This is a genomic window from Pseudomonas sp. BGA-UO-ETr-WB11, from assembly GCF_059567785.1.
Window position 1 is genome coordinate 442948 of the sequence record NZ_JCAQOS010000007.1, and the last position, 23929, is coordinate 466876.

At 60.3% G+C, this 23929-nt stretch carries 21 protein-coding genes and 1 pseudogene; 3 read left to right on the forward strand and 19 right to left on the reverse strand.

Going from position 1 to position 23929, the window contains the following annotated elements:
• Positions 1-201: 201 nt before the first annotated feature.
• Both AC56DI_RS12825 and AC56DI_RS12830 read right to left on the reverse strand, forming a co-directional pair.
• Positions 202-645: a thioesterase family protein gene (locus AC56DI_RS12825; RefSeq protein WP_496346499.1), complete on the reverse strand. Its 444-nt coding sequence runs from the start codon at positions 643-645 to the stop codon at positions 202-204.
• Between the two features lie 51 nt (positions 646-696).
• Entirely contained in the window at positions 697-1776 is a 1080-nt protein-coding gene (locus tag AC56DI_RS12830) for a patatin-like phospholipase family protein (protein ID WP_496346500.1), read from the reverse strand.
• A gap of 178 nt (positions 1777-1954) precedes the next feature.
• Here AC56DI_RS12830 and AC56DI_RS12835 point away from each other — a divergent pair, with 178 nt between their 5' ends.
• The gene (locus tag AC56DI_RS12835) at positions 1955-2497 is read left to right on the forward strand and encodes a cytochrome b (protein WP_496346501.1); all 543 of its coding nucleotides are present in this window, start codon (positions 1955-1957) and stop codon (positions 2495-2497) included.
• Between the two features lie 65 nt (positions 2498-2562).
• On the opposite strand, the gene AC56DI_RS12840 is transcribed toward AC56DI_RS12835, so the two are convergent.
• From AC56DI_RS12840 to AC56DI_RS12850, 3 genes and pseudogenes are all read right to left on the reverse strand, one after another.
• Positions 2563-3159 (reverse strand): NADPH-dependent FMN reductase, encoded by a 597-nt coding sequence (locus AC56DI_RS12840; RefSeq protein ID WP_496346502.1) that lies wholly within the window; start codon positions 3157-3159, stop codon positions 2563-2565.
• A gap of 110 nt (positions 3160-3269) precedes the next feature.
• Complete coding sequence (locus AC56DI_RS12845) at positions 3270-4025, reverse strand: methyl-accepting chemotaxis protein (RefSeq protein WP_496346656.1); 756 nt, start codon at positions 4023-4025, stop codon at positions 3270-3272.
• A gap of 102 nt (positions 4026-4127) precedes the next feature.
• Positions 4128-5414, reverse strand: a pseudogene (locus tag AC56DI_RS12850) (methyl-accepting chemotaxis protein); the annotation flags it as partial.
• A 327-nt stretch (positions 5415-5741) separates the two neighbouring features.
• Between AC56DI_RS12850 and AC56DI_RS12855 the strand changes: the two are divergent.
• Positions 5742-6074, forward strand: a complete 333-nt coding sequence (locus AC56DI_RS12855; protein ID WP_496346657.1) for a YnfA family protein — start codon at positions 5742-5744, stop codon at positions 6072-6074.
• 16 nt (positions 6075-6090) lie between these two features.
• Positions 6091-6507: a YqaA family protein gene (locus AC56DI_RS12860; RefSeq protein WP_496346658.1), complete on the forward strand. Its 417-nt coding sequence runs from the start codon at positions 6091-6093 to the stop codon at positions 6505-6507.
• 166 nt (positions 6508-6673) lie between these two features.
• Here AC56DI_RS12860 and nuoN read toward each other — a convergent pair whose 3' ends face one another.
• The 14 genes from nuoN to AC56DI_RS12930 form a co-directional block, all read right to left on the reverse strand.
• Positions 6674-8149: an NADH-quinone oxidoreductase subunit NuoN gene (nuoN, locus tag AC56DI_RS12865; RefSeq protein WP_496346503.1), complete on the reverse strand. Its 1476-nt coding sequence runs from the start codon at positions 8147-8149 to the stop codon at positions 6674-6676.
• A gap of 9 nt (positions 8150-8158) precedes the next feature.
• Positions 8159-9688 carry an NADH-quinone oxidoreductase subunit M gene (gene nuoM, locus AC56DI_RS12870; RefSeq protein WP_496346504.1) on the reverse strand — a complete coding sequence of 510 codons (1530 nt, stop codon included), beginning with the start codon at positions 9686-9688 and terminating at the stop codon, positions 8159-8161.
• A gap of 38 nt (positions 9689-9726) precedes the next feature.
• Positions 9727-11580: an NADH-quinone oxidoreductase subunit L gene (gene nuoL / locus AC56DI_RS12875; RefSeq protein WP_496346505.1), complete on the reverse strand. Its 1854-nt coding sequence runs from the start codon at positions 11578-11580 to the stop codon at positions 9727-9729.
• Positions 11577-11885, reverse strand: a complete 309-nt coding sequence (nuoK, locus tag AC56DI_RS12880; RefSeq protein WP_324517413.1) for an NADH-quinone oxidoreductase subunit NuoK — start codon at positions 11883-11885, stop codon at positions 11577-11579. Before nuoK ends, nuoL begins: the two co-directional genes overlap by 4 nt.
• Before the next feature lie 2 nt (positions 11886-11887).
• Positions 11888-12388 carry an NADH-quinone oxidoreductase subunit J gene (nuoJ, locus tag AC56DI_RS12885; RefSeq protein ID WP_496346506.1) on the reverse strand — a complete coding sequence of 167 codons (501 nt, stop codon included), beginning with the start codon at positions 12386-12388 and terminating at the stop codon, positions 11888-11890.
• Between the two features lie 10 nt (positions 12389-12398).
• Complete coding sequence (nuoI, locus tag AC56DI_RS12890; RefSeq protein WP_422587717.1) at positions 12399-12947, reverse strand: NADH-quinone oxidoreductase subunit NuoI; 549 nt, start codon at positions 12945-12947, stop codon at positions 12399-12401.
• 11 nt (positions 12948-12958) lie between these two features.
• Complete coding sequence (nuoH, locus tag AC56DI_RS12895) at positions 12959-13963, reverse strand: NADH-quinone oxidoreductase subunit NuoH (RefSeq protein ID WP_496346507.1); 1005 nt, start codon at positions 13961-13963, stop codon at positions 12959-12961.
• Positions 13960-16674, reverse strand: a complete 2715-nt coding sequence (gene nuoG, locus AC56DI_RS12900; RefSeq protein ID WP_496346508.1) for an NADH-quinone oxidoreductase subunit NuoG — start codon at positions 16672-16674, stop codon at positions 13960-13962. The genes nuoH and nuoG overlap by 4 nt, the downstream gene beginning before the upstream one ends.
• Before the next feature lie 98 nt (positions 16675-16772).
• Positions 16773-18119, reverse strand: coding sequence for an NADH-quinone oxidoreductase subunit NuoF (gene nuoF, locus AC56DI_RS12905; RefSeq protein ID WP_496346509.1), 1347 nt, complete (start codon positions 18117-18119; stop codon positions 16773-16775).
• Complete coding sequence (gene nuoE / locus AC56DI_RS12910; RefSeq protein ID WP_496346510.1) at positions 18116-18616, reverse strand: NADH-quinone oxidoreductase subunit NuoE; 501 nt, start codon at positions 18614-18616, stop codon at positions 18116-18118. The genes nuoF and nuoE overlap by 4 nt, the downstream gene beginning before the upstream one ends.
• Before the next feature lie 2 nt (positions 18617-18618).
• Positions 18619-20400, reverse strand: a complete 1782-nt coding sequence (gene nuoC, locus AC56DI_RS12915; protein WP_496346511.1) for an NADH-quinone oxidoreductase subunit C/D — start codon at positions 20398-20400, stop codon at positions 18619-18621.
• A 61-nt stretch (positions 20401-20461) separates the two neighbouring features.
• Positions 20462-21136: an NADH-quinone oxidoreductase subunit B gene (locus tag AC56DI_RS12920; protein WP_324517421.1), complete on the reverse strand. Its 675-nt coding sequence runs from the start codon at positions 21134-21136 to the stop codon at positions 20462-20464.
• Between the two features lie 10 nt (positions 21137-21146).
• Entirely contained in the window at positions 21147-21560 is a 414-nt protein-coding gene (locus tag AC56DI_RS12925) for an NADH-quinone oxidoreductase subunit A (protein ID WP_496346512.1), read from the reverse strand.
• 419 nt (positions 21561-21979) lie between these two features.
• A complete protein-coding gene (locus AC56DI_RS12930) occupies positions 21980-23575 on the reverse strand; it encodes an isocitrate lyase (protein WP_324517422.1) in 1596 nt (531 codons plus the stop codon).
• Positions 23576-23929 lie beyond the last annotated feature (354 nt).

The following is a 23929-nucleotide window of genomic DNA, read 5'->3' on the forward strand; positions in this document are numbered from 1 at the left end:
CACATTGCTGCGAGGATGACGCGACGTCTTTGTCGTGCGGTGGCAACCGTCTTTGGTTGCCGCTGCGAGGGTATTTGCAAGAGCTGAGCCAGGTCTGCCTGGTGCCGCTAAATCAGCGCTTGAGTGCAGTTCAGGCGCACGCCGTGGGCTGAAACGGGGCGTGATGGCGAATGGGTGCGCCGAGTTGGGGCGCTGCCGGGCTCAGCTCAGCCAGTTGACCTTGGGGAATTTATTGCGGAACGCCTCGGGTATGGGCGTGACCTGGCTGCTGCTGTAGTTGAAAAATACAAAACCCGATTTGGCCATGGCCACCAGCGTGCCGTCGGCTGGGCGGGTGATACGGAAGGTGATGTCGCCCCCATAGGTGTTGAAGTCCATCACGCCGACTTCAAACAGCAATTGGTCGCGGGCGTGGGCTTCGGCTTTATAGGTGGTGGCCAGGTCGGTGACGATGATGCCGACGCCTTCGCTGGCCGCTTCGGTAATGCCGAACTCGAAAAGAAAACGCGCCCGCGCCTCGGAAATCATCGAGATCATCGAGTCGTTGCCCAGGTGATTGGCACCATTGATGTCGGTGACCCGCACCGTCAGCTGGGTCTGGTAGCAGTACTGGTCTTCGGGAAAGTGCAGGGACAGGCGGGCCATGGCGGGTCTCGGGGCAGGGCCGCCGCTATCGGGCAGCCAGCAGTGGTGGTTTCAGAGCGCCTGCAGGCGCTCGGCGAGGCGGCCATTATCGGCCAGTTCTAGGAATTCATCACCCAGGCGCTGGCTCTCGGCCATGGCCTGATCCCAGTAGCGCCGGCGGCCGGTCGGATCGCCCAGGTAGCGTTTGAAGTCGTTGCGGTCCGGCAGCTTGCCGTGGGGCAGGCGGGCCAGGTATTCGCGTGATGGGGCGAGCAGCAGCACGTCCTGCAGGCGACCATTGTCGGCCCGGCGCCAGGGCAGGCTCTTGTCGAACCAGCCGGGAATCACTCGGTCGGTGAAGTGCGGGTAGAGCACGATGTCGCTGCCGCTGTAGGGCAGGTCGAGGTGATAGTCGAGCAGGCCGCCATCGCGGTAGGTGCCTTTGGCCGCGCCGGGGATGTCGCGCACCGCTTCCATGACCATGGGAATGGAGCCAGAGGCCAGCAGGCTGTGGCGCAGGTTTTCCGGGGTCAGGCTCAGGTAGCGCGTGGTGAAATCATCCAGGGCCTGCAATGGCGGGGCTTGGCGACTGTCGTGGGCAATCAGACGTTCGAAGTGTTTGCCCAGCCGTGCGCGGCTTAGCAGGTTGTTGCCGATCACGGCCGACAGCCCGAGGCCTAGGCGTTTGGGGTGATCCTCGGCGAGCAGGCCATGGCTTTTGACCACCACGATGTTCAGGCGATAGTGGGGGTTGTTCAGCAACTGGGCGTCCTGGCCGTCGAGCAGGTCGGCGAGCATCTGCCGACAGCTGGCGCTGACCTCGGCTCTGTTGCTGTCTTTGCTGAAGTGCTGGTCGTTGTACAGCTCGCCAAGGCGACGAATGCCGGCGGCAGCATCGGGCAGGCAGGCACTGGCAAAGCGCCAGGAGCCAATGGATGCACCGATCAGGGCGCGCTCACGGGGCGCACGGGCCAGCCAGTCGCCAAACAGCGCCAGGTCCAGGCCCTGAATACCCAGGGCCTTCGGGCCGCCGGCGGCGCCGGGCAAAATCCCGACATCTGAGGGCGTCAGGCCATTGGCCTTGATCCGCTCCAGGGCACGGGGGCCGGCCTTGATGGTCAGGGCCGGGGATTTGATCTGTATGGCGTGCATGCCGCTCTCCCTTATAACTGGTCGTGATTATAAAGACCCTCCGGCACAGACCAAGTGACTTCACCGCGTGAATGATCGGCACATGGCCGCTGGCGTTATCGGCTTAAGCTTGGGTTAAGCCTGGGCGGGGATGATCAGCGCCATGACCGGCGCGGGCCCGGACCACTAGGAGAACTGCATGTTGCGCAATACCGAAGACACCTATGGCAGCGTCAGTCGCGCCCTGCACTGGCTGATGGCGCTGCTGATCATCGGCATGCTGGCCGGCGGGTTCCTGATGGGTGAGTTTGGCCGTGATAATCCCCTGCGGCCGGTGCTCTACAGCCTGCATAAATCCACTGGCAGCCTATTGCTGCTGCTGATCGGCCTGCGCCTGCTGTGGACCCTGGTCAACCCTAAGCCGCGCGCCATTGGTGACAATGGCCCGGCCAACCTGCTGGCCAAGGGTGTGCACATCGGTTTGTACGTGTTGATGATCGGCCTGCCGTTGTCGGGTTATTTGTTGGTGGCTTTGGGCACCAGCACTAAACCGTTCGAGTTCTATGGCCTGTTCCCTCTACCCAAGTTCACCCCTAACGGCGATGTGCGGGAAATTGCCGAAGAGCTGCATGAGAACCTGCCGTGGTTCGCCATTGCCTTGATCGGCCTGCACATTGCTGGCGGCCTTAAACGCCACTTTATTGAGCGTGACGGCACCCTGGCGCGGATGTGGCGCTCCTGATCAGTGCTTGCCCAGACATAAAAAAAGCCCGGCCATGTGCCGGGCTTTTTTTATGTCGCGCGGCTTTACATGCCGTTGGCGAACTCGGGTTGGCTAAGGTCGATGCTGGCGCGCACCGGCTGCAGTGCCTGGGCGTATTTGTTGAGAATATCCAGGGCGTAATCGATGCGTGGGCGCAGGCGCTGATCGTCTTCATTGCTGGCGGCGCCGTCGTTCAAGACCTGCTCGGCATGGCGCACGATCAGGTGTTCGGGGATGTAGCAAAGGCGGCAGTTTTTGTAGCTGGACGCGCGCAGTTCGCTGATCGGATAAGCGCCGCCGATGCCGGACGAAACGCCCACCAATAGCCCAGGCTTGTGCGCCAGTTCGGCCTTGCTGGCATAGATGAAGAAGTTTTTGATCGCCGGGCAGGCCATGCCATTCCATTCCGGGGCGACGATTACCAGCGCGTCGGCGTTCTTCAACTGTTCGGCATACTGTGGCCATGGGCCGCTGTCATCGCTTGGCCAGAGCGGCAACGGGCCTGCGCCCAAGTTGATCACGCTGCAGTGTGCGGCACTGCTGTGACCCTGTTCGATCAGGCGTTGGCGGAGAAATTCAGCCACTTTGGCGGACTGGCTGTTGGCGCGGCTGGAGCCGGCGACGAGAACAAAATTGAGCATCGGTGTTTCTCCCTTGAGGTCCGAAAAACCCTAGTGTGCAGCGCAGTCCAGGGCAAGGAGGGGCACGCCAGGCTGGCGCGCAAATGACGCCAGCCTGAGTGCAAACACCTTTATACGCGGAATTGATCCATCAATTTTTGCTGATGGTTAGCCAGGCTGTTGAGAGCTTGACTGACCTGGGCCGATTCGGCCGCCTGGCTGGAAATAGCTTCGGTGACGTCACGGATTGAGGAGATATTGCGGTTGATCTCGTCCGCTACCGAGCTTTGCTCTTCCGCGGCACTGGCGATTTGCAGGTTCATGTCGGTGATCACGCCGACAGCTTCGCCAATGCGCTGCAGGGCGGCCACTGCCATTTCCACTTGGGTCACGCTGCCCTGGGCCTGACGATGGCTGCTGTGCATGCTGTTGACCACTTCGCGGGTGCCGCTTTGCAGGCCTTCGATCACTTGGCGGATCTCCTCCACGGAATCCTGGGTGCGTTTGGCCAGGTTGCGCACCTCATCGGCCACCACAGCAAAACCGCGCCCGGCTTCCCCGGCGCGGGCGGCTTCGATGGCGGCATTGAGGGCCAGCAGGTTGGTTTGCTCGGCGATCGAGCGGATCACTTCCAACACCGAACCAATCTTATCGCTGCTACTGGCCAGGCCTTCGACCTCGCGCATGGCAGTGGTCATTTCGCTGGCCAAGTGCTCAATGCTCAGGGTCGTGGTGTCGATCACGCCCAGCCCTTCACGGGTGGCCTGGTCGGCGCCGCGAGCGGCCTCGGCTGCCTGGGCCGCACTGCGGGCCACGTCCTGGGCGGTGGCGCTCATTTCATGGAAGGCTGTCGCCACTTGATCAACTTCGCGGTATTGCTGCTGCATACCGGCGCTGGTCTGGTTGGCAATCGCCGAGGACTGGTCGGCGGTGCTGCGGGCATCCTGAACGGAGTTTTTCACGTCGCTGATGATCGGTTGCAGCTTGTCGAGAAAACGGTTGAACCAGCCCGTCAGCTCACCCAGTTCATCCTGCTTGGCGTAAGCCAGGCGACGGGTCAGGTCGCCTTCGCCGGAGGCGATGTCCTTGAGCATGGCCGCCACGCCAAGGATCGGCCGGGTAACGCCGCGGGCGGTCAGCCACATCAGCAGCAGGCCGAGGAGCACGGCAAGCAGGCCCAGTACTAGTGATTTAGCGCTGTCGGCGGTGCTTTGCTGGTCGAGTTGTTCTTCCAGTTGCAGGGCTGGCTTGAGCAGCACGGCATTGGGTACTTCCAGCAGAACGCTCCAGGGCTGGGCGCCAGGGATCGGCTGCCACGGGCTGATAAGGCGCTGCATCTGCGAATGTTTAAGCACCGCCGGCTCGCCGCGCTTGACCAGGTCAAGCAGCTCGCTACCTTGCTCAGCAAAAGCCTTCAGCAGAGGTTCGCCCAGCAGTTTGCTGTTATTGCTGTGACCCGCGAGCAGCCCGACAGGGCTGATGATGCTGACCTGGCCGGCACCCTCATAGAGCGCTTTATGCGCTTGCATGCTGAGTTTTTGCAGGCTATCGAGACTGATATCGACGCCCATCACGCCGACCACTTTGCCGTCCAGCAGCAGGGGAAAGGCGATGCTGGTCATGAGGATTTGTTTGCCGCCGACATCGTCGAAGTAGGGGTCAAGCACACAGGCTGCCTTGGTGTCGCGGGGGCAGGTGTACCAGGCGTTGTAGGGCGTGCCGCTGGGGCCGGCCGTGGTGTCGGCGAGTTGTTCCTCGGTGAGGGGCTCGGACTCCAACTCACCAACGGTAGCCTGGCTCCAGTACAGCGAGAAACGGCCTTTATCGTTGCTGCCCAGCTCCGCCTGGCCAGCGAACAGATTGTCTTTGCCGTCCAGGGCATTGGTCTCGAACACCACATACAAGCCCAGCAGATCGGGGTTGCCTTCCAGTGCAGTACGCACCTGGCGGGTCATGTCTTCGCGCAGGTCAAAGGCGTCAAGAAAACGTTTTTCGGCCTGTGCGCGCAGGAACAGCACTTGGCGCGAGAAGCCTTTACCGTACTGGTAAGCGTCCATGAAGTAGCGCTGGATCTCCAGCGCTTGGGCTTCGGCGCGAGCCTGCATGCGCAATTGCGCCGCTTGTTCGAGCATCTGGCTGCTGGAGTGCTTGACCAGCTCAGCGCTGTTACGCGCCTGGTACAGGGAGGTGGCCACCAGCAAGGTCACGATTACCAGTAAGCAAAGTCCGGCCAGTAGCGTAATTTTCCACTGGATAGAGAGGCGACTGAACGGCATGGGGGTGATCCTTTTGGGTGTGCTCTGGACTGAGTAGCTATCGGCCGTGGCCGGGGCTTCTTGATGTGCACTGTGGCGACTTAGCGCCCAAGGCTATGTTTATAAAGCAAGAAGTATGCACAGAATGAATAAGATACTGAACATTAATAACGTGATGCGTTGCAAATTCTGCACGTGGCGAGGGGCTTTTTGTGGTGGCTCCATGCAGATTTCCGTGCTAACAGAGCCGCGCTTGGTCCTGCTCGATGTTATCGGCATCATGTGCAACTCTCGGTGGCGGCCTAATCGTTGTAATCCGCTGGCCAGTCCTTCCTTCTTGCGTGAGTAATCCCTGTGCTAAAAATCATGGCGCTGTTCTTTGCCACCGCCGTGGCGGAAATCATCGGCTGCTTTTTGCCGTACCTGTGGCTGCGCAAGGATGGCTCGGTGTGGCTGTTGTTGCCGGCAGCGCTGAGTCTGGTGTTGTTTGTCTGGCTGCTGAGTCTGCATCCGGCGGCCAGTGGCCGGGTGTATGCCGCCTATGGTGGGGTGTATGTGGTCAGCGCGTTGCTCTGGCTGCGTGTTGTCGATGGGGTCAAGCTCAGTCCGCTGGACTGGTTGGGCGCTGGGGTGACGTTAGTGGGTATGGCCATCATCGTCAGCGCCTGGAAGGCCGCATGAGTCGGTGCTGGAACTGATGGCTTATTTCGGTCTTTTTCTGCTGGCGCTCGGCGCTGCGACCCTGTTGCCCCTGCAGTCAGAGGCCGGGCTGGTGGCCCTGTTGCTGACCGATGAGTACAACGTGGCCGGCTTGTTGTTGGTGGCCATCGCCGGCAACACCTTGGGCTCGACCATTAATTGGTGGTTGGGCCGTGAGCTGGTGCGTTTTCAATCGCGCCGCTGGTTTCCGGTTAGCCCGGCGCAGTTGCTGCGGGCACAAGGTTGGTACAAGCGTTACGGGCGCTGGAGCTTACTGCTGAGCTGGTTGCCGGTGGTCGGTGACCCCCTGACCTTGGTTGCCGGGGTGATGCGCGAACCCTTTGTGCGCTTCTTGTTGCTGGTGCTAGTGGTCAAGAGCGGTCGTTACCTGGTGTTGGCAGCCTTGGTGCTGTAGCCGTTGAGTCGTCCGCAAGGGATCAGCGGCAACGCAAAAAAGTATGTCGCCCCAGGAGATAGCAGCAATAGTTGTGGCTGAAGCCGCGCTTATACATGTGACTTTGACGGATGCGCAGCCACAAAAAAGCCCCGAACTTCGGGGCTTTTTTGTGGCTTGCTTGCAGTTACAGCGCCGTAAGGGCCGTGTGTTGCAGCAACTCCAGCAGCGGTTGCGGGTACACGCCGAGCAGCAGGGTCAGAGCGGCAATCGCCATCAGCATGATGCCGCCAGCGCGCTGACCCCAGTTCTCCGGCGCATCGTGACGATGCAGGCCCGGTGTCACCAGGAACAGGGTGATCATCACCCGCAGGTAATAGAACACGCCGATGGCGCTGCCGATGATCAAACTACCCAGCAGCCACCACAGGTGCGCCTCGACGCCCACGGCGATGATGTAGAACTTACCGATAAAGCCCGCCGTTAGCGGGATGCCCGCCAGCGACAGCATCATCAAGGTTAGTACTGCCGTAAGGGTTGGCCGACGCCAGAACAGGCCGCGGTATTCGTACAGTGCATCACAGTCACGGCCGTGGAATGGAGTGGACATCAGTGTGACCACACCGAAGGCACCCAGGCTGGTCAGCACATAAGTGGTCAGGTACACGCCAATGGCCTCCACCGCCATGCCATTGCTGGCAATCAGGGCCACCAGCAGATAGCCGAAGTGGGCGATGGAGGAGTAACCGAGCAGGCGCTTGATGTTGGTCTGGGTCAGGGCCAGCAGGTTGCCGACCAGGATCGAGGCGATCGCGATGATGCTCAGTAGGTCGTTCAACCAGCCGCCAGCCAGAGCTGGGGACAGCTGATACAGGCGCAGCAGCACGGCAAACACGGCCACCTTACTGGCGGTAGCAAGAAAGGCCGCCACTGGCGCGGGTGCGCCTTCATAGACGTCTGGCGTCCACAGGTGGAAGGGCACCATCGACAGTTTGAAGGCCAGACCGACCATCATCATGCCAACGCCCAGGTGCACCAGTTGACTGAGTTGGCCAGCAGCGCCCAGCTTGCTGCCCAGGCCGGCAAAGCTCAGGGTGCCCGCATCGGCGTACAACAAAGCCATGCCAAACAGCAAAAAGGCCGAGCCGGCAGCCGAGAGGACCATGTATTTGATCCCGGCTTCCAACGAGCGCTTGTTGAAGAAGGCGTAGGCCACCAGGCCATAGACCGGCACTGAGAGCAGCTCCAGACCGATAAATAGGCCCGCCAGGTGCTGAGCGCTGACCAGTACGATACCGCCGGCGGCGGCCAGCAGAATCAGCAGGTAGAACTCTTCACGGTTGCCCGGAAAGCCAGGGCCGCTGTCGCCTTCACCGCCCAGATAGGCATGAGCCAGGGTGACGCAGGCCAAAGTCGCGGCGAGGATCAGGCCGATGTAGAAGCAGGCATAGCTGTCTATCTGCAGCAGGCCGGTGACGGCCAACGGCGCGACCTTGAGGGCTGGGATGATCGACAGTAGGGCCAGGTTGAGGCCTACCACCGAGAGCACGAAGGTCTGCGAGTGATGACGCCGCCAGGCAATCGCCAGCATGACCACCACGATGGTGGCACAGGTGACCAGCAGCGGTAGCAGGGCGATGAGGTGTTGAGTGGTCAATTCCATAACTCTTACTTACCGGGCCGAAGCGAGTTGAGTGAAGGCCGTGTCCAGCCAGCTTTGCACGCCCTGCATGGTGGCGGCGGAAGTATCCAAAATCGGTTGCGGATACACCCCGAGCAGAATCAGCAGGATCGCCAGGCTCAAGGCCATGCCCAGTTCACGGCCGTTCATGCCGCGCAGGGTATGCTCGGCCTTGGCCGGACCGAAGTAGGCGCGGTGGATCATGATCAGCGAGTAAACCGAACCGAACACCAAGCCGAAGGTGGCCACCACCACGATCCAAGGCGTGCTCTTGAACGAGCCCAGCAGGATCAGGAATTCGCCGACAAAGTTACCGGTCCCCGGCAAGCCCAGCGACGCGGCGGCGAAGAACAGGCTTATTGCTGGCAGGTACGCTATGCGTGACCAGAGGCCGCCCATCTCGCGCATGTCACGGGTGTGCAGGCGCTCATAGAGCTGACCGCAGAGGATAAACAGTGCTGCTGCGGACAGGCCGTGAGCGAGCATCTGCACCACCACGCCTTGCAGCGCTTGCTGGCTGCCGGAGTAGATGCCGATCAGGATAAAGCCCATGTGCGAGACGCTGGAGTAGGCCACCAGGCGCTTGATGTCGTTTTGTGCAAAGGCCAGGAAGGCACCGTAGAAAATGCCGATTAGGCCGAGCACCATGGCGATTGGGGCGAACTCGGCCGATGCGTTGGGGAACAACGGCAGGGCAAAGCGCAGCAGACCGTAAGCGGCTGTTTTCAGCAGGATGCCGGCCAGGTCCACGGAGCCAGCCGTGGGTGCCTGGGCGTGGGCGTCCGGCAGCCAGGAGTGGAACGGCACGACCGGCAGCTTGACCGCGAAAGCGACGAAGAAACCGAGCATCAGGATGTATTCGACCCCGGCTGGCAGTTCGGCTTTCAGCAATTGGCTGTAGTCGAAAGTCAGCACGCCGCTGGTGCTGTAGTTGACCAGTACCAGGCCGAGAATCGCTACCAGCATGATCAGGCCGCTGGCCTGGGTGTAGATGAAGAACTTGGTGGCGGCGTAGATGCGGGTTTTGCCTTCCGCTGAGCTGTGTCCCCACAGCGCAATCAGGAAGTACATCGGCACCAGCATCATTTCCCAGAAGAAGAAGAACAGGAACAGGTCAAGGGCGAGGAATACGCCGATCACACCGCCCAGAATCCACATCAGGTTGAGGTGGAAGAAACCAACGTTCTTCTGGATCTCACTCCACGAGCAGAGTACCGACAGCACCCCGAGCAGGCCGGTGAGCAGGATCATCAGCAGCGACAGGCCATCCATTGCCAGGTGGAGGTTGATGCCGAAGCGCTCAATCCACACCTGCTTGAATTCCAGGGTCCAGACCGGATCGGCACCTGGGTGCGGAGCCAGCTGGAAGTCGCCGGTGGACCACAGCCAGAGACACAGGGCCAGTTCCAGCAGCATGGTGAACATGGCGATGGCGCGGGGCAGGGCGGCGCCGAAGCGCTCGCCTTGCCAGCACAAAATACCGCCGATAAAGGGGATCAGGATTAGCCAGGGCAAAATCATAACGGGCTCAATTCCTTACACAAATGGGCAAATTCATATCAGGCCGCCGCCAGCAGGGCGATGCCCAGCAACAGTACGGCTCCCGCCACCATGGAGTAGGCATACCAGCGCAGGTTACCGGTCTGGGCGCGTGCCACCAGGTGGTGACCGCCGCGGGCCAGGCTTGGCAACACACCCATGGTGGTGTTCAGCGGGTCATTGCCGAGTAGGCGGCAGATAAGCAGATAGGGTTTGACGAACAGCTTGTCGTAGACCCAGTCAAAGCCCCAGGCGGCGAACCACCAGGCACTGAGCAGGCGGCCGACGGCGCTGTTGGCGATGGCCGTAACCAGGCGGCGTTTGCCGAGGAACAGCAGAGCAGCCAGCAGGATGCCACTGATGGCGATGGCAGCGGAGATCAGCTCCAGCGAGTGCTGGGCGGCGCCGCCGGCATGGCCGACGCTTTGTGGCAGTACGCCCGCCAGCGGTGGCGTGATCAGGGCGCCGACGAAGGTCGACAGCACGATCAGCACCGACAGCGGCAGCCAGTAGGCGACGCCATGACCACCGTGGGCTTCGCTCTTTGCCTCACCGTGGAAGGTGATGAAGATCAGGCGGAAGGTGTACAGCGAAGTCATGAAGGCGCCCACCAAACCGGCGATCAGCAGGTTCTGATGGCCGCTTGCCAGGGCTTCCCAGAGGATTTCGTCCTTGGAGTAGAAACCCGCAGTGACCAGCGGCAGGGCCGCCAGGGCGGAGCCACCGACTACGAAGCTGATATAGGCCAGTGGTAGCTTCTTCCACAGACCGCCCATCTTGAAGATGTTCTGCTCATGGTGGCAGGCCACGATCACTGCACCGGAAGCGAGGAACAGCAGGGCCTTGAAGAAGGCGTGGGTCATCAGGTGGAAGATCGCGCCATCCCATGCGCCGACGCCGAGTGCCAGGAACATATAGCCGATTTGGCTCATGGTCGAGTAGGCGAGGATGCGTTTGATGTCGGTCTGTACCAGGGCGGCAAAGCCGGCCAGGACCAGGGTCACGCCGCCGACGATACCAACCAGCTGCAGTACTTCAGGGGCGAGCAGGAACAGGCCGTGGGTACGAGCGATCAGATAGACACCGGCGGTGACCATGGTGGCCGCGTGGATCAGGGCGGAGACCGGAGTCGGGCCCGCCATGGCGTCGGCCAGCCAGGTTTGCAGGGGCAGCTGGGCGGATTTACCGACCGCGCCACCCAGCAGCATCAGGGTCGCCAGCTGCATCCAGAAGTCGCCAGCGGCGAACTTCTGCGGTGCCAACACCAGCAGCTCTTGAATGTTCAGGGTGCCCAGTTGCTGCACCAGAATGAACAAGCCAATCGCCATGAACACGTCGCCGATACGGGTGACGATAAAGGCCTTGAGGGCGGCATTACCGTTGTTGCGATTGCTGTAGTAGAAGCCGATCAGCAGGTAGCTGCACAGCCCCACGCCTTCCCAGCCGAAGTACAGCAACAGCAGGTTATCGCCGAGGATCAGCAGCAGCATGCTGAAGATAAACAGGTTGGTGTAGGCGAAGAAGCGCGAGTAACCGGCCTCGCCGCGCATGTACCACGAGGCGAACATATGGATCAGGAAGCCAACGCCGGTAACCACGCCGAGCATGGTCAGCGACAGGCCGTCCAGATACAGGGTGAAGCTCGGTGTGAAACCGTCCACCGCCATCCACTGCCAGAGCAGCTGGCTGTAGGCGCCGCCCTCCGGTGGGGCGACGTTGAACTGGTAGATGATCCATGCGCTGGTCAGGGCCGAGAGGCCCACCGAGCCGACGCCGATCAAGGCCGAGAGGTTTTCGGAGAAACGGCCGCGGGAAAACGCCAGCAGCGCGAAACCGAGTAGGGGGAACAGGCACGTCAGGAATATGAGGTTCATCCGCGCATCTCGCTGGCAGCGTCGATATCGAGGGTGTGGAAGCGGCGATACAGCTGCAGCAGGATCGCCAGGCCAATACTGGCTTCGGCGGCTGCCAGGGTGATCACCAGAATGAACATGATCTGTCCATCGGCTTGCGCCCAGCGACTACCGGCCACGACAAAGGCCAGGGCAGTGGCGTTCATCATCACTTCCAAGCTCATCAGCACGAACAAGATGTTGCGCCGCACCATCAGGCCGACCAGGCCCAGGCAGAACAGCACGCCGGCCACAGCCAGGCCATGCTCCATTGGAATCATATCCATAGTCATTCATTCGCCTCGTGACGGCCGAGGTGGAAGGCGGCAACCAGTGCTGCCAACAGCAGCATGGAGGCCAGTTCGACGACCAGCAGGTAAGGACCGAACAGGCTGATGCCCACGGCCTTGGCATCGACGGTAGTGACACCAATGGCCGCGCCACTGTGATTGCCGAACAGTACGTAGAGCAGCTCGCACAGCAAAGCCAGGGACATCATTGCCGGACCGCCCCAGATGCCTGGGGTCATCCATTGACGTTCTTGGACACTGGCGGGTGGGCCGAGGTTGAGCATCATCACCACGAACACGAATAGCACCATGATGGCACCGGCGTAGACGATGATCTCCAGAACCCCAGCAAAGGGCGCGCCGAGGCTAAAAAAGCACATCGATACGGCCAGCAGCGAGACGATCAGATAGAGCAGGGCATGAACCGGGTTGGTGTTGGTGATCACCCGCAGGGTGGCCACTACAGCGACGCCGGCGGCGAAATAGAAAGCAAATTCCACAGCGTCCTCCTTAGGGCAGCAGGCTCTTCACGTTGATCGGTTGGGCTTCATCTTGTGCAGCCCCTTTCGGTTTACCGGCAATGGCCATACCGGCCACGCGGTAGAAATTGTAATCAGGGTTCTTGCCGGGGCCGGAGATCAGCAGGTCCTCTTTCTCATACACCAGATCCTGGCGTTTGAAGTCGGCCATCTCGAAGTCGGGCGTGAGCTGAATTGCGGTGGTCGGGCAGGCTTCTTCGCACAGGCCGCAAAAGATGCAGCGCGAGAAGTTGATGCGGAAAAACTCCGGATACCAACGGCCGTCTTCGGTTTCAGCTTTCTGCAGGGAGATGCAGCCAACCGGGCAAGCTACGGCGCACAGGTTGCAAGCAACGCAACGCTCTTCGCCATCCGGATCGCGGGTCAGGACGATGCGGCCACGGTAACGCGGCGGCAGGTACACCGCTTCTTCCGGGTACTGCAGGGTGTCGCGCTTGCGGAAAGAGTGGGAGAACACCATCACCAGGCTGCGCAGCTGGGTGTAGGTGCCGTAAAGAACGTGGAGGATGTACTTGATCATGTTCATATTCCTCACTGAACCGCGCCAGGGGCCGCGAGCAGCACAAAGGCAGCGGTAACCAGCAGGTTGATCAGGGTCAGCGGCAGGCAGAACGTCCAGCTGAAGGTCATGACCTGGTCATAACGCGGGCGCGGGATGGAAGCGCGCAGCAGAATGAAGATCATGATGAAAAAGGCCGTTTTCAGGGCGAACCAGACAAACGGAATCTGCGGCAGGATATCGAATGGGCCGTGCCAGCCGCCGAAGAACAGCGTGACCAGCAGTGCCGAAATCAACACGATGCCGACGTATTCGCCGACGAAGAACATGCCCCATTTCATCCCGGCATATTCAATGTGATAACCGTCGGCCAGTTCCTGTTCAGCTTCCGGCTGGTCGAAGGGGTGACGGTGAGTCACGGCCACACCGGCAATGAAGAACGTACAGAAGCCGATGAACTGCGGAATGATGTACCACAGGCCTTGGTGCTGGGCTTCGACGATCTCGCGTAGGTTGAACGAGCCGGCCTGGATCACCACGCCCATCAGCGACAGGCCCATAAACACTTCATAGGAAATGGTCTGGGCCGAGGCCCGCAGGCTACCGAGCAGGGCGAACTTGTTGTTACTGGCCCAGCCGGCAAACAACACGGCATAGACGGTCAAGCCAGCCATGGCGAAGAAGAACAGCAAGCCGATGTTGAGATCCGCCACGCCCCAGGTTGGGGTAATCGGCACCACCGCAAAAGCGATCAGCAAAGTGCTGAAAGCTACAATCGGCGCGATGGTGAAGATCATCTTGTCGGCGAATGGAGGGGTCCAGTCTTCCTTGAAGAACATCTTGATCATGTCGGCGGCGATCTGGAAGGCACCAAACGGGCCCACCCGGTTCGGACCGTAGCGGTCCTGCCAGAGGGCCAGCAAGCGGCGCTCGACCCAGCTGAGCAGGGCGCCACAGATCACCACCGCGAGCAGGATGACGATGGCCTTGACCACGGCAAAGAAGATTTCCAGCAGTTCGGGCGTTAGCCAACTCATTGTGCGGCCTCCTGCAGAGCCTCGGCGAAGGTGCCGAAGATGGCCGAAGGAATGCCTGCCAGACCTACCGGAAGACCGATCACGCCCAAACTCAGGCTGTCATCGATCTGCAGTGGCAAACTCAGCTTGTGGCTGCCCACTTGCAGGCTGAGCAGGGCTCCGTCATTGACGCCCAACTTGTCAGCTTCGGCTTTGGCCAGGGCCACGTACGCCGGAACTATGCGTTCCTGAATCGGTGCGGCCAGGGCGCTGGTTTCGTCACTGCCAAACAGATGGTAGAGCGGCACCACTTGCCATTGACCGGCGGCCGGGGCAAATGGCTTGGGCACGCCGGTGAACCAGTTCAGGCCATCGCCCTTGGGTTCGATCAGGCGGATGCCAGGGTCGCCGGCACGCAGGTGACCACCGACTTCGTCCTGGAACTTGTTCCAGGCTTGCGGCGAGTTCCAACCCGGCGACCAGGCAAATGGCACCTGCTGACGCGGTTCAGCCGAACCTGAGTAGCCTTCCATGGAGAAGGCGAAGGCGCTGTCCTGATCCTGCGGGGTGCGCGGCTCATGCACGCTGATGTTGGCGCGCATGGATGTACGGCCACTGTAGCGCAGCGGTTCGCGGGCCAACTTCATGCCCTTGATGCGGAACGAGGCGCTCGGTGCAGCACCAATGATGCCGGCCAGCTCGACGTTGCTGGCAGCGCAGGCGGCGGTTACCTGATCAAGTTGAGTCCAGTCCACCGGCTTGTGCTGCAGGGTGCTGTGCAGGGCATGCAGCCAGCGCCAGCCTTCGCGGATCAGAATCTCCGGCTTGTAATAGGACGGCTCGTAAACCTGGAAGAAGCGCTGAGCGCGGCCTTCCTGGCTGACCAGGGTGCCATCGCCTTCGGCGAAGCTGGCGGCCGGGAACAACAGGTCGGCACGGGCGGCGGTCGCTGTGCGCTGGTGATCAAGCACCAGCAAGACCTTGGCGGCTTGCAGGGCAGCGTCCACCTGGGCCGCGTCGGCACGGCGATACAAATCGTTTTCCAGTACCACCACGGCATCGGCCTGGCCATCGATCAGGCTTTGCAGGCCGGCTTCGACTGCGTCGCCGCCAAGCATGGCCAGGCCCAGGCTGTTGGCCTCGGCAACCACTAGGCTGATGGAGGCGTTTTTCTCGCGCAGCTTGAGGGCCTTGGCAATGTTGGCACTGGCTTCCAGGATGGCCTGGGAGCCCAGGGACGCACCGGAAACAATCAGTGGACGCTTGGCGTTGAGCAGGGCGTCGGCAATCCGTTGCGCCAATGCAGCCGCTTCGGGATCGAGATTGGCCACGGCGGGTGAGCTGGCATCCAGCGCGTGGGCCACGGCAAAGCCGAGGCGGGCAAGGTCGTCCGGGGCGGCGTGCACGGTTTCTTCGGCCACGTCATCCAGCTTGGTGTCGCTCAGGCTGGCGATAAACAATGGGCTGAGGGCGTGCTGGCCAATGTTCTGTACGGCGGCATTCAACCACGGCTGAACCTTCATGGCTTCAGCCATGGCCACCGCTTTGTTCTTCACTGACTGGCGCAGGGCCAGGGCGATGCGGGCAGCGGTCTGGGTCAGGTCTTCACCGAGGACGAACACCGCATCGTGCTCTTCGATCTCGCGCATCGAGGCGATCGGCAGCGGGCTGTCGCGCAGGATCTGCAGCACCAGACGCAGGTTGTTCAACTCGACGGCATTGATGCCGCTGTAGAAGTTGTTCGCACCCACCAGTTCGCGCAGGGCGAAGTTGCTTTCCAGGCTGGCACGCGGCGAGCCGATGCCGATAACGCGCTGGTCTTTGAGCAGGGCGGCGGCTTTGTCCAGGGCGGTATCCAGGCTCAGCGGATTGCCATTGGCCAGCAACGGCTGACGCGGGCGGTCTTCACGGTTGACGTAGCCATAGCCGAAGCGGCCACGGTCGCAGAGGAAGTAGTGGTTGACCGAGCCATTGTAGCGGTTCTCGATGCGGCGGATTTCGCCGTAACGCTCTCCGGGGCTGATGTTGCAGCCGGCGGAGCAGCCGTGACAGATGCTCGGCGAGAACTGCATGTCCCACTTACGGTTGTAGCGCTCGGAGTGGGTTTTGTCGGTGAACACACCGGTCGGGCAGACTTCGGTGAGGTTGCCGGCAAACTCACTTTCCAGCACGCCATCTTCGACACGGCCGAAGTAGACGTTGTCGTGGGCGCCGAATACACCGAGGTCGGTACCGCCGGCGTAGTCCTTGTAATAACGCACGCAGCGATAGCAGGCGATGCAGCGGTTCATCTCGTGGGCGATGAACGGGCCGAGCTCCTGATTCTGGTGGGTGCGCTTGCTAAAGCGATAACGGCGCTGGTTGTGGCCGGTCATCACGGTCATGTCTTGCAAGTGGCAGTGGCCACCTTCTTCACACACCGGGCAGTCGTGCGGGTGGTTGGTCATCAGCCACTCGACCACGCTGGCGCGGAAGGCTTTGGCTTCCTCGTCGTCGATGGCGATCCAGCTGTTGTCGGTGGCCGGCGTCATGCAGGACATCACCAGACGACCGCGTTTGTCGTTTTCGTCGGTGTACTGCTTGACCGCACACTGGCGACAGGCGCCAACGCTGCCGAGGGCGGGGTGCCAGCAGAAATACGGAATGTCGAGTCCCAGTGACAGACAGGCCTGTAGCAGGTTGTCTGCACCGTCAACTTCGAACGCTTTGCCGTCTACGTGGATAGTGGCCATGGTTCAGTTTTCTTCGTTTATCCGCCCGAAGGCAGACGTGGCTAATGGAATCACGGTCGCAGTCGTGGCCTTGTAAAGGCCGCCAAGCTGCAAATCTCTTATGCGCCGACCCGTTGCGTCAGCTTATTTACCTGGCTTTGCTCAGCAATACCGGCTTCAAACTCGTGGCGGAAGTACTTGATCGCGCTGCCCAGAGGCTCGATGGCACCCGGGGCGTGGGCGCAGAAAGTCTTACCAGGGCCGAGGTTATTGCACAGCTGCTCCAGGGTTTCGATGTCGCCTTGTTGTCCGGCGCCTCGTTCCAGGGCGCGCAAGGTTTTCACGCTCCAAGGCAGGCCGTCGCGGCAAGGGGTGCAGAAACCGCAGGATTCGCGGGCAAAGAACTCTTCCATATTGCGCAGCAGCGAGACCATGTTGATGCTCTCGTCGACCGCCATGGCTAAACCTGTGCCCATACGCGTGCCGACTTTGGCGATGCCAGCGGCAAACATGGGCGCGTCCAGGTGTTCCGGAAGCAGGAAGCCGGTACCGGCGCCGCCGGGTTGCCAGCACTTGAGCTTGAAGCCATCGCGCATGCCGCCGGCGTAGTCTTCGAACAGCTCGCGAGCTGGGACGCCGAACGGCAGCTCCCACAGGCCGGGGTTTTTCACCTTGCCGGAGAAGCCCATGAGCTTGGTGCCCATGTCTTCGCTGCCGGCACGGGCCAGGGATTTGTACCAGTCGACACCGTTACCCACGATGGCGGGCACGTTGCACAGGGTTTCGACGTTGTTCACGCAGGTCGGCTTGCCCCATACGCCAACGGCAGCCGGGAAGGGCGGCTTGGAGCGCGGGTTGGCTCGGCGGCCTTCAAGGGAGTTGATCAGTGCGGTTTCTTCACCGCAGATGTAGCGCCCAGCACCGGTGTGCACGAATAGCTCGAAATCAAAACCGCTGCCGAGGATGTTTTTGCCCAGCAGGCCGGCGGCCTTGGCTTCATCAATGGCGCGATTGAGGTTGGTAGCAGCATCGACGTATTCGCCGCGCAGGAAGATGTAGCCGCGATAAGCCTTGAGTGCGCGCGCGCTGATCAACATGCCTTCGATCAGCAAGTGCGGCTGCTGCTCCATGAGCATGCGGTCTTTCCAGGTGTTGGGCTCCATCTCATCGGCGTTACACAACAGGTAACGGATGTTCTGTGCGTCGTCCTTGGGCATCAGGCCCCACTTCACCCCAGTGGGGAAGCCGGCGCCGCCGCGGCCCTTGAGGCCGGAGTCTTTAACCGTTTGGACGATTTCGTCCTGGGACATTTGCGCCAAGGCTTTGCGGGCGGCACTGTAGCCGTCTTTGGCCTGGTATTCGGCGAGCCACACCGGGGCCGCGTCTTCACGCAAACGCCAAGTCAGCGGATGGGTTTCTGCGCTGCGGGCAATGCTGTTGGCTGGGCCAAAAGAGCTGAGTCTCATGGGTAGTTCTCCAGCAAAGCGGCCACGCCGGTAGGTTGCACGTCACCGAAGGTGTGATCGTCAATCATCAGTGCCGGCGCCTTGTCGCAGTTGCCCAGGCAGCACACCGGCAGCAGAGTGAAGCGGCCATCTTGGGTGGTTTCACCCAAGCCAATGCCCAGTTGTTGCTGCAGGCTGCTAACTACCGACTCATGACCACCGATATAGCAGACCATGCTGTCGCAGACACGGATGATGTGGCGACCGACTGGCTGGCGGAAAATCTGGCTGTAGAAGGTGGCAACGCCTTCGACATCACTGGCAGGAATGCCGATCAGTTCGCCGATGGCGGCAATCGCGCCATCCGGCACCCAGCCACGGGCCTTTTGCACGATCTTCAGTGCTTCGATGGAGGCGGCGCGGGAATCTTCGTAGTGATGCAATTCGTGCTCAATGGCTGAGCGCTCAGCCTCACTGAGGACGAAACGGTCGGATTGGATCAGGCTGCTTTGGCTCATGATTAGCGGTCCACATCGGCCATAACGAAATCGATACTGCCCAGATACGCAATCAGGTCAGCCACCATGCTGCCGCGGATCACTGAAGGGATCTGCTGCAAGTGGGGGAAACTCGGGGTGCGAATACGGGTGCGGTAGCTCATGGTGCCGCCGTCGCTCGTCAGGTAATAACTGTTGATGCCTTTGGTGGCCTCGATCATCTGGAAGGATTCGTTGGCCGGCATCACCGGGCCCCAGGAAACTTGCAGGAAGTGCGTGATCAGGGTCTCGATGTGCTGCAGCGTGCGCTCTTTCGGTGGCGGCGTGGTCAGCGGGTGATCCGCCTTGTAGGCGCCGGCCGGCATGTTCTTCATGCACTGGTCGATGATCTTGATGCTCTGGCGCATTTCTTCTACACGCACCATGCAGCGGTCATAGGCGTCGCCATTGACGGCCAGCGGCACTTCGAACTCGAAGTTTTCGTAGCCCGAGTAGGGGCGTGCCTTGCGCAGGTCGAAGTCCAGGCCGGTGGAGCGCAGGCCAGCACCAGTGACGCCCCATTCCAGGGCTTCTTTGGTGTTGTACTGCGCCACGCCGATGGTCCGGCCACGCAAGATGCTGTTCTGCAGGGCGGCTTTCTCGTACTCGTCGAGGCGCTTGGGCAGCCAGTCGACGAAGTCCTTGACCAGTTTTTCCCAGCCACGCGGCAGGTCGTGGGCGACACCACCGATGCGGTACCAGGCCGGGTGCAGGCGGAAGCCGGTGATCGCTTCGATTACGGTGTAGGCGCGCTGGCGGTCGGTGAACGTGAAGAACACCGGCGTCATGGCGCCGACGTCCTGGATGTAAGTGCCGAGGAACAGCAGGTGGCTGGTGATGCGGAAGAACTCGGCCATCATGATGCGGATGACGTCAACCTTCTGCGGCACCTTGATGCCAGCGAGTTTCTCGACGGCCAGCACGTACGGCAGGTTGTTCATCACCCCGCCGAGGTAGTCGATGCGGTCGGTGTAGGGAATGAAACTGTGCCAGGACTGACGCTCGGCCATCTTCTCGGCACCACGGTGGTGGTAGCCAACTTCCGGCACGCAGTCGACGATTTCTTCGCCATCCAGTTGCAGGATGATGCGGAAGGCGCCGTGGGCGGAGGGGTGGTTAGGGCCGAGGTTGAGGAACATGTAGTCCTCGTTCTCGCCTTTGCGCTTCATGCCCCAGTCTTCCGGATTGAAGCGAGCGGCTTCTTCTTCCAGTTGCTGTTTGGCCAGGGTCAGGCTGTACGGATCGAATTCAGTGGCGCGCGCTGGGTAGTCCTTGCGCAGCGGGTGACCTTCCCAGGTCGGCGGCATCATGATGCGGGTCAGGTGCGGGTGACCTGTAAAAGTGATGCCGTACATGTCCCAGACTTCACGCTCATACCAGTTGGCATTCGGCCAGATGCTGGTGACGCTAGGCAGGCTGAGATCGCTCTCGGACAGGGCGACTTTGATCATGACGTCGCTGTTACGCTCGATCGACATCAGATGGTAGAACACACTGAAGTCGGCGCCCGGCAAGCCGCGGCGCTGGGTGCGCAGGCGCTCATCGACGCCATGCAGGTCGTAGAGCATGACGTAGGGGCGCGGCAGGTTGCGCAGGAAACGCAGCACGTCGACCAGTTTTTCGCGGGCAACCCAGATCACCGGCATGCCGGTACGGGTTTCCTGGGCGGTGAATGCCTCTGCGCCAAAGCGCGAGTTCAATTCAACGACGACATCTTGGTCGTCAGCCTTGTAGGGCGGGATGTACAGAGCGGTGTCTGCAGTCATAGTCTCGGTCGCTATCGGTCAACGTAAAGAATGGAGTGGGCTTTGTTGTGCAAAGACCGCGTCAGACTTCGTCGGGGCTGCGTAGGTTGGTGACCTGAATCCGCTGTTCGCGGCGCTGTTCCTTTTGTGACGGCATATCGGCGCGGTACACGCCTTGCTCGCCGACCACCCAGGACAACGGACGACGCTCCTGGCCGATGGACTCTTGCAGCAACATCAACGCTTGCAAGAAGGCCTCAGGGCGGGGCGGACAGCCGGGCACATAAACGTCCACGGGGAGGAATTTATCCACCCCCTGAACGACCGAGTAAATGTCGTACATACCGCCGGAGTTGGCGCAGGCACCCATGGAGATGACCCACTTGGGCTCCAGCATTTGCTCGTAAAGGCGCTGAATGATCGGCGCCATTTTTACGAAGCAGGTACCGGCGACGACCATGAAGTCAGCCTGACGCGGCGATGCTCGAATTACTTCGGCACCGAAACGGGCGATATCGTGGGGGGCGGTAAAGGCTGTGGTCATTTCCACATAGCAGCACGAAAGGCCGAAGTTGTATGGCCAAAGGGAGTTCTTGCGACCCCAATTGACCGTCGAATTCAGCACATCCTGGAGCTTGCCCATGTAGATGTTGCGGTGGACTTGGCCTTCTAGCGGATCGGCTACGGTTTCCCGCTCGCCGATCGGATACTGCTCATTGGGCGCGTCCGGGTCGATCCTGGTGAGTTTGTATTGCATCGCCAAAGCCTCATTGTTTTAGCTTTGCCTGCCGTTTGCGACGACTCTCGGGAGCCCAGTCAAGAGCACCGATCCGCCATAGATAGACAAGGCCAGCCAACAGAATTGCTATAAAAAGCGTAGCTTCGATAAAGCCGGCCCACCCGCTTTCGCGAACAGAAACGGCCCAGGCAAAGAGAAAGAGGGCTTCAACGTCGAAGATCACGAAGAGCATCGCGACCAGATAGAACTTGGCGGACAAGCGCAGACGCGCGCCGCCGGTGGGCAGCATGCCGGATTCGAAGGGTTCATTTTTACTGCGCCCGAATGCCTTGCTGCCGAGCAGGCTGGACACGCCGAGCATAAAGCCGATCAGGCCAAATACCCCGAGTAAAAAGAACGCAAATCCCCAATTGTGTGACAAAAGGTTTGTGGCTTCGCTCATCATGCTGCCCCTCGCGATCCTGCTCTATCTTGCGCCAAGCGTTACAAGATTGCTGTAACTGCTTGTGCGGTAACGAAAACGGATCGTCAAAAAATTTGCGCAATTCTACCCGCGACAAGAGTGGTAAGTAAATTTATCTATCGAGGTAATTAGTAGGCTTTTAGTCGAAGAAACCCTTGGTGCGCAAGCGTTTGCCAGGCTTGGCTGCAGTTATGCAGCATATCCGGCTTGGGGTGAATAGCCAGGCGCTGACCATTTTTGTCGGCTTTGCGAAAGATGCAGGGCGGGCGCTAGGAAGTGTGCCGACCTGTAGGGGGGGGTTAAACGCAGAAAAAGAAAAACCCCAGTATCGCTACTGGGGTTTTCTCACACCATGCCTGGCTTGGATCGAGATCTTTGCCGGGCAGAAGCAGTCGCTATTAGCTGAACTGGTTCATGGTGTTGTCTTTGCCGCCTGCTTTCAGAGCTGCTTCACCAGCGAAGTACTCTTTGTGAGCATCGCCAATGTCGGAGCCGGACATGTTCTGGTGCTTAACGCAAGCGATACCTTGACGGATCTCCTGACGCTGAACGCCTTTCACGTAAGCCAGCATGCCTTCTTCTGCGAAGTACCCTTTGGCCAGGTTGTCGGTCGACAGCGCGGCGGTGTGGTAGGTCGGCAGTGTGATCAGGTGGTGGAAGATACCAGCCTGAGCCGAAGCGTCGCGTTGGAAGGTACGGATCATTTCGTCAGCACGAGCAGCCAGGTCAGTGGTGTCGTAGTCAACGCTCATCAGCTTGGTGCGGTCGTAGGCAGAAACGTCTTTGCCTTCGCTAACCATGATGTCGAACATTTGCTGACGGAAGTTCAGAGTCCAGTTGAACGATGGGCTGTTGTTGTAAACCAGCTTGGCGTTCGGGATGGTTTTACGAATTTCGTTAACCATGCCAGCGATCTGACCAACGTGCGGCTTCTCGGTTTCGATCCACAGCATGTCAGCGCCGTTCTGCAGCGAAGTGATGCTGTCCAGTACGCAGCGTGCTTCACCGGTGCCAGCGCGGAACTGGAACAGGTTGGAAGGCAGGCGCTTAGGACGCAGCAGCTTGCCGCCACGGTTCAGAACTACGTCGCCGTTGTTCAGGTCGGCAGCAGAAACTTCTTCGCAATCCAGGAAGGAGTTGTACTGGTCGCCCAGGTCGCCCGGCTCGTTGGTAACAGCGATTTGCTTGGTCAGGCCAGCACCCAGGGAGTCGGTACGTGCAACGATCACGCCGTTGTCGATGCCCAGCTCGAGGAATGCGTAGCGAACAGCGTTGATCTTGGCCAGGAAGTCGGCGTGAGGAACGGTCACTTTACCGTCCTGGTGGCCGCACTGCTTCTCATCGGAAACCTGGTTTTCGATCTGGATGCAGCAAGCACCCGCTTCGATCATTTTCTTAGCCAGCAGGTAGGTGGCTTCTGGGTTGCCGAAACCAGCGTCGATGTCGGCAATGATCGGTACAACGTGAGTTTCGTAGCCGTCGATCTGAGCCTGGATTTCGTCTGCTTTGACTTTGTCGCCAGCAGCGCGAGCAGCATCCAGAGCGGTGAACAGCAGGTCCAGCTCACGGGCGTCAGCCTGGCGCAGGAAGGTGTACAGCTCTTCGATCAGGCCGGAAACCGAGGTTTTCTCGTGCATGGACTGATCCGGCAGCGGACCGAAATCCGAACGCAGAGCAGCAACCATCCAACCCGACAGGTAGAGGTAGCGCTTGTTGGTGGTCTTCAGGTGCTTCTTGATCGAAATCAGCTTTTGCTGACCGATGAAACCATGCCAGCAGCCCAGGGACTGGGTGTAGACTGAGGAGTCAGCATCGTACTCGGCCATGTCTTTGCGCATGATGTCGGCAGTGTACTGAGCGATTTCCAGACCGGTTTTGAAGCGGTTCTGGGCGCGCATGCGGGCCACGGACTCAGGGTCGATAGCGCTCCAGCTGCTGCCTGCGGCGGCTTTAAGGGCGGCAACGGCTTTGATGTCGTTTTGATAAGCTGACATGGTCAATCCTTCAAAGTGTGTATTGGTTGAGCACCGACTTTCCCCACTCAAACCTGTGTGAAGAAGGTTTATTGTTGCGGGTTGCTCACCACATGACGCCGAGGTTTGGACCGAGACAAGGTTGTAGCTGGGAGGAGGGGTGACGAGACGTACCGCGTCGACATGCAAAATGTACATCTAGCACTTGCTGGTTCGTGGAAACCGTTGGGTACCGTGTGATGCAATCTTGCAGTGAGCTGTGTACGTAAAACGCTTCCCCGTCCCTCAGGACAACTTCGTTCCAGTCGCAGTCTCGTCGTACAGCCTTATGGGCGGTCTGGACATGAATCGCGTCAAATAGTGTTTGGCGTCGAT

Coding starts and splice junctions, on each gene's coding strand:
- AC56DI_RS12930 (WP_324517422.1), bottom strand. CDS start 23,575: ATGTCAGCTTATCAAAACGACATCAAAGCCGTTGCCGCCCTTAAAGCC.
- nuoC (WP_496346511.1), bottom strand. CDS start 20,400: ATGACTGCAGACACCGCTCTGTACATCCCGCCCTACAAGGCTGACGAC.
- nuoN (WP_496346503.1), bottom strand. CDS start 8,149: ATGGAATTGACCACTCAACACCTCATCGCCCTGCTACCGCTGCTGGTC.
- AC56DI_RS12835 (WP_496346501.1), top strand. CDS start 1,955: ATGTTGCGCAATACCGAAGACACCTATGGCAGCGTCAGTCGCGCCCTG.
- AC56DI_RS12840 (WP_496346502.1), bottom strand. CDS start 3,159: ATGCTCAATTTTGTTCTCGTCGCCGGCTCCAGCCGCGCCAACAGCCAG.
- nuoH (WP_496346507.1), bottom strand. CDS start 13,963: ATGAGTTGGCTAACGCCCGAACTGCTGGAAATCTTCTTTGCCGTGGTC.
- AC56DI_RS12825 (WP_496346499.1), bottom strand. CDS start 645: ATGGCCCGCCTGTCCCTGCACTTTCCCGAAGACCAGTACTGCTACCAG.
- AC56DI_RS12925 (WP_496346512.1), bottom strand. CDS start 21,560: ATGAGCGAAGCCACAAACCTTTTGTCACACAATTGGGGATTTGCGTTC.
- nuoI (WP_422587717.1), bottom strand. CDS start 12,947: ATGATCAAGTACATCCTCCACGTTCTTTACGGCACCTACACCCAGCTG.
- nuoE (WP_496346510.1), bottom strand. CDS start 18,616: ATGAGCCAAAGCAGCCTGATCCAATCCGACCGTTTCGTCCTCAGTGAG.
- AC56DI_RS12830 (WP_496346500.1), bottom strand. CDS start 1,776: ATGCACGCCATACAGATCAAATCCCCGGCCCTGACCATCAAGGCCGGC.
- nuoF (WP_496346509.1), bottom strand. CDS start 18,119: ATGAGACTCAGCTCTTTTGGCCCAGCCAACAGCATTGCCCGCAGCGCA.
- AC56DI_RS12845 (WP_496346656.1), bottom strand. CDS start 4,025: ATGCAGCAGCAATACCGCGAAGTTGATCAAGTGGCGACAGCCTTCCAT.
- AC56DI_RS12860 (WP_496346658.1), top strand. CDS start 6,091: ATGGCTTATTTCGGTCTTTTTCTGCTGGCGCTCGGCGCTGCGACCCTG.
- AC56DI_RS12920 (WP_324517421.1), bottom strand. CDS start 21,136: ATGCAATACAAACTCACCAGGATCGACCCGGACGCGCCCAATGAGCAG.
- nuoM (WP_496346504.1), bottom strand. CDS start 9,688: ATGATTTTGCCCTGGCTAATCCTGATCCCCTTTATCGGCGGTATTTTG.
- nuoL (WP_496346505.1), bottom strand. CDS start 11,580: ATGAACCTCATATTCCTGACGTGCCTGTTCCCCCTACTCGGTTTCGCG.
- nuoK (WP_324517413.1), bottom strand. CDS start 11,885: ATGGATATGATTCCAATGGAGCATGGCCTGGCTGTGGCCGGCGTGCTG.
- nuoG (WP_496346508.1), bottom strand. CDS start 16,674: ATGGCCACTATCCACGTAGACGGCAAAGCGTTCGAAGTTGACGGTGCA.